The 7132-nt window shown below is 60.2% G+C and carries 8 protein-coding genes; 6 read left to right on the forward strand and 2 right to left on the reverse strand.

Annotation, left to right across the window (positions count from 1 at the left end; all coding sequences use genetic code 11):
• Window positions 1-144: 144 nt before the first annotated feature.
• The 6 genes from OC610_RS17580 (at window position 145) to cyoD (ending at window position 5321) form a co-directional block, all read left to right on the forward strand.
• Window positions 145-1032, forward strand: a complete 888-nt coding sequence (locus OC610_RS17580; protein ID WP_264429386.1) for an MBL fold metallo-hydrolase — start codon at window positions 145-147, stop codon at window positions 1030-1032.
• Between the two features lie 160 nt (window positions 1033-1192).
• Window positions 1193-1435: a DUF465 domain-containing protein gene (locus OC610_RS17585; protein WP_264429387.1), complete on the forward strand. Its 243-nt coding sequence runs from the start codon at window positions 1193-1195 to the stop codon at window positions 1433-1435.
• Between the two features lie 14 nt (window positions 1436-1449).
• Window positions 1450-2379, forward strand: a complete 930-nt coding sequence (cyoA, locus tag OC610_RS17590) for a ubiquinol oxidase subunit II (protein ID WP_264429388.1) — start codon at window positions 1450-1452, stop codon at window positions 2377-2379.
• 21 nt (window positions 2380-2400) lie between these two features.
• Window positions 2401-4374 (forward strand): cytochrome o ubiquinol oxidase subunit I, encoded by a 1974-nt coding sequence (gene cyoB / locus OC610_RS17595; RefSeq protein WP_264429389.1) that lies wholly within the window; start codon window positions 2401-2403, stop codon window positions 4372-4374.
• Window positions 4375-4376: 2 nt separating this feature from the next.
• Window positions 4377-4991 (forward strand): cytochrome o ubiquinol oxidase subunit III, encoded by a 615-nt coding sequence (gene cyoC / locus OC610_RS17600; protein WP_264429390.1) that lies wholly within the window; start codon window positions 4377-4379, stop codon window positions 4989-4991.
• On the forward strand, window positions 4992-5321 hold the full coding sequence (cyoD, locus tag OC610_RS17605) for a cytochrome o ubiquinol oxidase subunit IV (protein ID WP_030140430.1): 330 nt from the start codon (window positions 4992-4994) through the stop codon (window positions 5319-5321).
• Between the two features lie 187 nt (window positions 5322-5508).
• Here the strand turns inward: cyoD and OC610_RS17610 are convergent, their stop codons facing one another.
• Window positions 5509-6441, reverse strand: a complete 933-nt coding sequence (locus OC610_RS17610; RefSeq protein WP_264429391.1) for a phosphatidate cytidylyltransferase — start codon at window positions 6439-6441, stop codon at window positions 5509-5511.
• A gap of 1 nt (window position 6442) precedes the next feature.
• Window positions 6443-7063, reverse strand: coding sequence for a lysophospholipid acyltransferase family protein (locus OC610_RS17615; RefSeq protein WP_264429393.1), 621 nt, complete (start codon window positions 7061-7063; stop codon window positions 6443-6445).
• Window positions 7064-7132: the final 69 nt, after the last annotated feature.

A 7132-nucleotide genomic window follows, 5' to 3' on the forward strand; every position in this document is an offset into this window, starting at 1 on the left:
AAGCTCGCTCCCACAGGGTATCTTTTTCCCAGGCATGGGCACCGCCTGTCGCCTTTGCGGAATTGCGCCTGTCGCCCTCCTGTCGATTTCAAAGAATCCATTAAAAAACCGGAAATCGACGCGCCATTCGTGCAGGAGGCCTCCATGCATATCCACCACCTGAACTGCGGTTGCATGTGCCCGGTGGGCGGGAGGCTGTTCGACGGTTACAGCCGGGGGCTGACGGCGTGCCTGGTGTGTCATTGCCTGCTGATTGAAACCGACCGCAACGGCCTGGTCCTGGTGGACACCGGTTTTGGCCAGCGGGATGTGCAGACTCCCGAGCGACTGAGTCGATTTTTCCGGACGTTCAATAACATCAAGTTCGAACATCGCCTGACGGCGTTGGATCAGGTGCGGCGCCTGGGTTTCGATGCCAACGACGTGCGGCATATCCTGCTGACGCATCTGGATTTCGATCACGCGGGCGGGCTGCAGGACTTTCCCCAGGCGCGGGTGCACGTGATGCGCGACGAAATGGCGACGGCGCGCGCCGCCGACAATTGGATCAGCCGACGCCGGTTCGAGGCACGCCAGTGGCAGGGCGTCGATAACTGGGAGTTCTACGCCCCCGATGGGGACACCTGGTTCGGTTTCGATTCGGTGCGGGCGTTGATCGGTGCCGAAGAAGAGGACATTTTCCTGGTGCCATTGCAGGGCCATACGGCAGGACACGCCGGGATCGCCGTGCGCACGGCCGACGGTTGGATGCTGCATGCCGGCGACGCGTATTTTTTTCACGATGAAGTCCATCAAGCCGAGCGCCGTTGCCCGCTGGGCCTGAAGTTCTATCAATACATGATGGACACCTACCGCTCGGCACGGATGCGCAACCAGGATCGCCTGCGGGAACTGGCGCGGGTCCAGGACGGGCACGTCGAAATCTTTTGCAGCCACGATGCCAGGGAGTGGGAGAAGGCAATACTTCAGTCGCGTACGGTGCGGGTTGATTCCACGGCAATGCCTTCTGCCGCTGGTAGACAATCCTCCTGACCCGCCCAAGCCATAACCGCTTTCCCTTTGCCCACGTCTCGTGGGCTTTTTTTTGTCGGCAATGCCGTTCGTCACCGTATCAGGATGTTTCTTTCAACTAAGGCGTGGGGGGCAATTCTAAAAATCGTGTACCCAACAACACTGCTGAAAGGAGAAGGCCATGCCTGCTTCTCATGATCTCTATCAGGATTTGAATTGCAGCAAAGAGGCGGTTCAACAGCGGCGCCAGCAAGACCCGGAGCTTGATCGCCTGCTCGATGAATACACGGATGTGGATAACCAAGTGTTGGCGGCCGAATCGATTTCGGCGGGCAACGTCGAGGGTGACGATATCCGCAAACTCAAGGAGCAGCGCCTGTCGATCAAAGACAAGATCGCGCTGCAACTGGCAAACAACCCATAAGCGAAGCCCAAGACATGCGAACTCGACTGCCTTGTTACGTATCAAGGTTGTTGCTGGTCGGCGGGATGCTGTTGCTCGGCGGTTGCGACATGGTGTTGTTCAATCCCAAGGGACAGGTCGGCGTTGACCAACGCAACTTGATCATTCTCTCGACGTTGTTGATGTTGCTGGTGGTGGTGCCGGTGATTGTCATGGCGTTCATCTTTTCGGTGAAATACCGGGCTTCTAACACGAAGGCGAAATACACGCCGGAGTGGGGCCACTCGCGCAAGATCGAAACCGTGGTCTGGGGTGTGCCGCTGGTGATCATCATCATTCTGGGCGTGGTCACTTGGAAGTCCACCCATGCGCTCGACCCTTATCGGCCACTGGATTCCGACGTGAAGCCGTTGGTGGTGCAGGTGGTCGCCACCGATTGGAAATGGCTGTTCATCTACCCGGAACTGGGCATCGCCTCGGTCAATGAACTGGCCATGCCGCTGGACACGCCGGTGAACTTTCGCGTGACGTCCGACGGCGCCATGACCTCGTTCTTCATTCCTGCGTTGGGTGGGCAGATCTATGCCATGGCCGGCATGCAGACCCAACTGCACCTGATCGCCAACGAGGCTGGGGAATATCGAGGCATCGCCGCCAACTACAACGGCCCGGGCTTTTCCGACATGCACTTCCGGACCCTGGCCACTGATGCGGCGGGCTTCGACAAGTGGGTCGCCGACGTACGGGCAGGGCAGGGGCGGTTGGACAAGGACAGTTATGCCCGGCTGGCCCGGCCCACGGTCAAGCACCCGGTCGAACACTACGCCTCGATCCAGCCGGACTTGTTCCAGAGCATCATCGACAAGTACGAGGGCATGAACCGTTCCCGTGAAGTCGAGCATCGCATGGAGCACCTGCAAGGCAGTATCGAATCACCCGTCGGGGCCCGGCAACAGGGGCAGTAACACCATCTGGAGTAGAACAGCATGTTTGGAAAATTGACGCTTGAGGCGATCCCGACGGATGAGCCCATCATCATGTGGACCCTCGCCGTAGTGGGGCTGATCGCCTTGGCGGGCATCGGTGCGATCACCTACCTGCGCAAATGGACCTACCTGTGGAAAGAGTGGTTTACCTCGGTGGACCACAAGCGCATCGGCGTGATGTACATCGTCGTGGGCCTGGTGATGCTGCTGCGCGGCTTTTCCGACGCGATCATGATGCGCACGCAACAGGCCATGGCGTCCGACGGTTCACCCGGCTACCTGCCGCCGGAGCACTACGACCAGATCTTCACCGCCCATGGCGTGATCATGATTTTCTTCATGGCGATGCCGTTGGTGGTGGGCTTGATGAACATCGTCGTGCCCTTGCAGATCGGCGCCCGGGACGTGGCGTTCCCGTTCCTCAATGCGTTGAGTTTCTGGTTGTTCGTCGCCGGGGCGATGTTGGTGAACGTCTCCCTGGCGGTCGGTGAGTTCGCCCGCACGGGTTGGGTGGCTTATCCACCGCTGTCGGGGCTTTCCTACAGTCCCGGGGTCGGGGTGGATTACTACATCTGGTCCTTGCAGATATCCGGGGTCGGGACGTTGCTCACCGGGGTGAATTTCTTCGTCACGATCCTGAAAATGCGTACACCGGGCATGACCCTTTTCCGTATGCCGGTGTTCACCTGGACGGTGCTGTGCACGGCGGTGCTGATCCTCGCGTCGTTCCCGATCCTCACCGCCACGTTGTTCATGCTCAGTCTCGACCGCTACCTGGACATGCACTTCTTCACCAATGAGCTGGGCGGCAACCCGATGATGTACGTCAACCTCATCTGGGCCTGGGGCCACCCGGAGGTGTACATCCTGATCCTGCCGGCGTTCGGCATCTTCTCCGAGGTCGCGTCGACCTTCAGCCGCAAGCGCCTGTTCGGCTATCACTCGCTGGTGTGGGCAACGATCGTCATCACCATCCTGTCGTTCATTGTCTGGGTGCACCACTTCTTCACCATGGGCTCGGGGGCGAACGTCAACGCGTTCTTCGGCATCATGACCATGATCATCGCCGTGCCCACCGGGGTGAAAATCTTCACCTGGCTGTTCACCATGTACCGCGGGCGGGTGCGCTTTGAAACGCCGATGCTGTGGACGGTGGGCTTTATCGTCACCTTCAGCATCGGCGGCATGACCGGCGTGCTGCTGGCGGTGCCCGGGGCGGATTTCCTGCTGCACAACAGCCTCTTCCTGATCGCCCACTTCCACAACGTGATCATCGGCGGTGCGGTGTTCGGCTATATGTGCGGCCTGACCTACTGGTTCCCCAAGGCGTTCGGCTTCAAGCTCCACGACCGCTTGGGCCGGGCGGCGTTCTGGTGCTGGATCACCGGGTTCTATTTCGCCTTCATGCCGTCTTACTTCCTTGGCTTCATGGGCATGACCCGGCGCCTGAACCACTTCAACGTGCCCGAATGGGAGCCATGGCTGCTGGCGGAGTTGCTGGGCGTGGGCATCATCCTTTGCGGGGTCAGCTGCCAGATCCTGCAGTTCTACTTCAGCATCCGCCAGCGCCACCAGAACCGCGACTTGACGGGGGATCCGTGGGACGGGCGCACGCTGGAGTGGTCAACCGCCTCGCCGCCGCCGTTCTACAACTTCGCCCAGCAACCGGTGGTGGAGGGTATCGATGCCTATTGGGGCATGAAGGAGCGCGGCCAGAAAACCGCCGTCGAGGCCGATTTCCAGAACATCCACATGCCGCGCAACACCGCCATGGGCCTGGTCATCAGTCTGTTCAGCCTGATCATGTGCTTTGCCCTGGTCTGGCATATCTGGTGGCTGGCCATCGTCGGGCTCGTCGCCACCGTCGGTGGCGTGATCTGGCGCAGCGCCGATGACGACATCGACTACTACGTGCCTGCCGAGGAGGTGGCGCGCATCGAAAATCAACGCATCAAGATGTTGGCGGAGGCTTGATCATGTCCAATCTCGTCCAGCCAAACGCCACCGCGCCGGAATCCGAACACGGCCATTCGGACGCCAGCTCCATGACCCTGTTCGGGTTCTGGATCTACCTTATGACCGACTGCATTCTGTTCGCAACGCTGTTTGCGACCTATGCGGTGCTCGGGCAAAGCGTTGCCGGTGGGCCTGGTGCCGCCGATATTTTCGAATTGCCCTACGTCCTCACGGAAACTTTCATCCTGCTGTTCAGCAGCATTACCTACGGCTTCGCCATGCTTGCGCTGAGCGCCGGGCAGAAGCAAAAGGTCCTCGCCTGGCTCGGCCTGACCTTCGTCCTCGGCCTGGCGTTTATCGGGATGGAAGTCCATGAGTTCCAGAAGCTCATCGGTGAGGGCTACGGCCCGAACCGCAGCGCCTTTCTCACCGGGTTCTTCACGCTGGTGGGGACTCACGGCCTGCACGTCACCACCGGTCTGATCTGGATGGCGGTGGTGATGTTCCAGGTCCAACGCAACGGCCTCACCACGGTGAACGCCACCCGCATGGGCTGCCTGAGTCTGTTCTGGCACTTCCTCGACGTGGTGTGGATCTGCGTGTTTACCGTGGTCTATCTGTTTGGAGTGATGTAAATGAGCAACCTTCATGGCAGCGTCGACGCCAGCCACGGCAGCGTGAAATCCTACCTCACCGGGTTTGTGCTGTCGGTCATCCTCACCGTCATCCCGTTCGCCCTGGTGATGTATCCCACGCTGCCCAAGCCTGTGACGGCCGGCGTCGTGGCGATCTTCGCGGTGATCCAGGTCGTCGTGCACCTGATCTACTTCCTGCACCTCAACTTCTCACCGCATCAACGCTGGAACGTGACGGCGCTGGTGTTCTCCACCGTGGTGATTGCGCTGCTGGTGGGGCTGTCGCTGTGGATCATGTACAGCGTGCATCACAATATGCTGGCGCATTGAGCTCGCTCTTTCTGGCAAAAGAGCCTGCCACGGCGGCGCCCTGTAGGAGCTGCCGAGCGAAGCGAGGCTGCGATCTTTCACTGCCTCCAAGCAAAGATCAAAAGATCGCCGGCTTCGCCAGCTCCTACACTGCCCAGCGGGAGCAAGCTCCCTAGCCAGGTAAGCGGTGCCTCAGGACAGGGTTATCTCAAGTCCACCAATACCGAACCAGATGGAAGAAGATCGGCGCGGCGAAGCACACCGAGTCCAGGCGGTCGAGCATGCCGCCGTGGCCCTCGATCATGTGGCCCCAATCCTTGACCCCACGGTCGCGCTTGATCGCCGACATGACGATGCCGCCGGCAAAACCCAGCAGGTTGATCAGCAACGCGATGAGGAACGACTGCCACGGATTGAACGGCGTGATCCACCACAGCGCACCGCCGATCAGCGAGGCCAGGAAAATACCACCGGCAAAACCTTCCACGGTTTTCGAGGGTGACAGGTTGGGCGCGATCTTGTGCTTGCCGAACAGCTTGCCGCAGACGTACTGCAACACATCGGATAGTTGCACCACGATCACCAGGTAGGCGATCAGCAACAAATTGCGTCCTTCAAAACCGGCGATGTCCAGGGTCAGCAGCGCCGGCACAAAGGAAATGCAGAACACCGCGATCATCAACCCCCACTGCACTTTCGAAGCGCGTTCCAGGAAGTGCGTGCTGTCGCCGCCCAGCGACGCGAGGATCGGCAGCAGCAGGAACACGTACACCGGAATGAAGATGGAGAACAGCCCGTACCAGTCGTAGTAGATCAACAGGTACTGCAGCGGCAGCGCCAGGTAGAACGCCGCCACCAGGGCCGGGTAATCACTGCGCCGCGTCGGGGTAAGCGTGAGGAATTCCCGCAGCGCATAGAACGACACCGCGTAGAACAGCAGGATCACCGCGGCGTTACCCAGCCAGAACGCGATGCCGATCACCAGCACCATGATCCACCAGGCGTTGATCCGCGCGTTGAGGTTCTCGATGACCGAGTTCGGTGCGCCTTTGGTCCGCAGCTTGAGAATGAAACCGACCAACGAGGCCAGCACCAGGATCGCGCCGATCCCGCCAAACAACATCAGGGTATATCGATCCATGTCAGACGTGCTCCGGGGCCAGTGCCAGCAGTGCGGCACGGCTGCGTTCTAGAAATTGCTCTTTGCTTTCGCCTTCACCGATGCTCAGTGGCGCGCCGAAACTGGTCGTGCACAGCAGCGGCAACGGCAACACGCGGCCCTTGGGCATGACGCGGTTGAGGTTGGCGATCCACACCGGGATCACCTCCACCTCGGGGTGGCTTTTCATCAGGTGGTAGATCCCGCTCTTGAACGGCAGCAAGCCTTCATCCGGGTTGCGCGTGCCTTCGGGGAAGATGATCAGCGAGTCGCCGTTTTCCAGCGCGTCGAGCATCGGTTGCAAGGGGCTGTAGGAAGGATCCTTGCGCTCGCGGTCCACCAATACGCCGTTGAACACCCGGTTGATGATGTAGCGGCGCACCGGGCTGGTTTGCCAGTAATCGGCCCCGGCGACCGGTCGGGTGAGCTTGCGCAGCGCCGGCGGCAGCGAGGCCCAGAGCAACACGAAGTCACCGTGGCTGCTGTGGTTGGCGAAATAGATCCGCTGCACGGGCTTGGGCGCGCAGCCGAGCCACAGGCTGCGAGCGCCGGTGACCATCCGCGCGGCGGAGGTGATGAGGTTGGCGACCACGGGTTCGAACATGAGGATTCCTTGTCCTGAAAGCTTGAAGTTATGCGATATCTATCGCAGACAAACAATGTGGCGAGGGAG

Source organism: Pseudomonas agronomica (assembly GCF_025917275.1).
In the GTDB taxonomy this organism is placed as follows: domain Bacteria; phylum Pseudomonadota; class Gammaproteobacteria; order Pseudomonadales; family Pseudomonadaceae; genus Aquipseudomonas; species Aquipseudomonas agronomica.

What these genes read in the sequence shown, in the direction of transcription:
- OC610_RS17580 (WP_264429386.1), top strand. Translation starts at nt 145, where the DNA reads ATGCATATCCACCACCTGAACTGCGGTTGCATGTGCCCGGTGGGCGGG.
- OC610_RS17585 (WP_264429387.1), top strand. Translation starts at nt 1,193, where the DNA reads ATGCCTGCTTCTCATGATCTCTATCAGGATTTGAATTGCAGCAAAGAG.
- cyoA (WP_264429388.1), top strand. Translation starts at nt 1,450, where the DNA reads ATGCGAACTCGACTGCCTTGTTACGTATCAAGGTTGTTGCTGGTCGGC.
- cyoB (WP_264429389.1), top strand. Translation starts at nt 2,401, where the DNA reads ATGTTTGGAAAATTGACGCTTGAGGCGATCCCGACGGATGAGCCCATC.
- cyoC (WP_264429390.1), top strand. Translation starts at nt 4,377, where the DNA reads ATGTCCAATCTCGTCCAGCCAAACGCCACCGCGCCGGAATCCGAACAC.
- cyoD (WP_030140430.1), top strand. Translation starts at nt 4,992, where the DNA reads ATGAGCAACCTTCATGGCAGCGTCGACGCCAGCCACGGCAGCGTGAAA.
- OC610_RS17610 (WP_264429391.1), bottom strand. Translation starts at nt 6,441, where the DNA reads ATGGATCGATATACCCTGATGTTGTTTGGCGGGATCGGCGCGATCCTG.
- OC610_RS17615 (WP_264429393.1), bottom strand. Translation starts at nt 7,063, where the DNA reads ATGTTCGAACCCGTGGTCGCCAACCTCATCACCTCCGCCGCGCGGATG.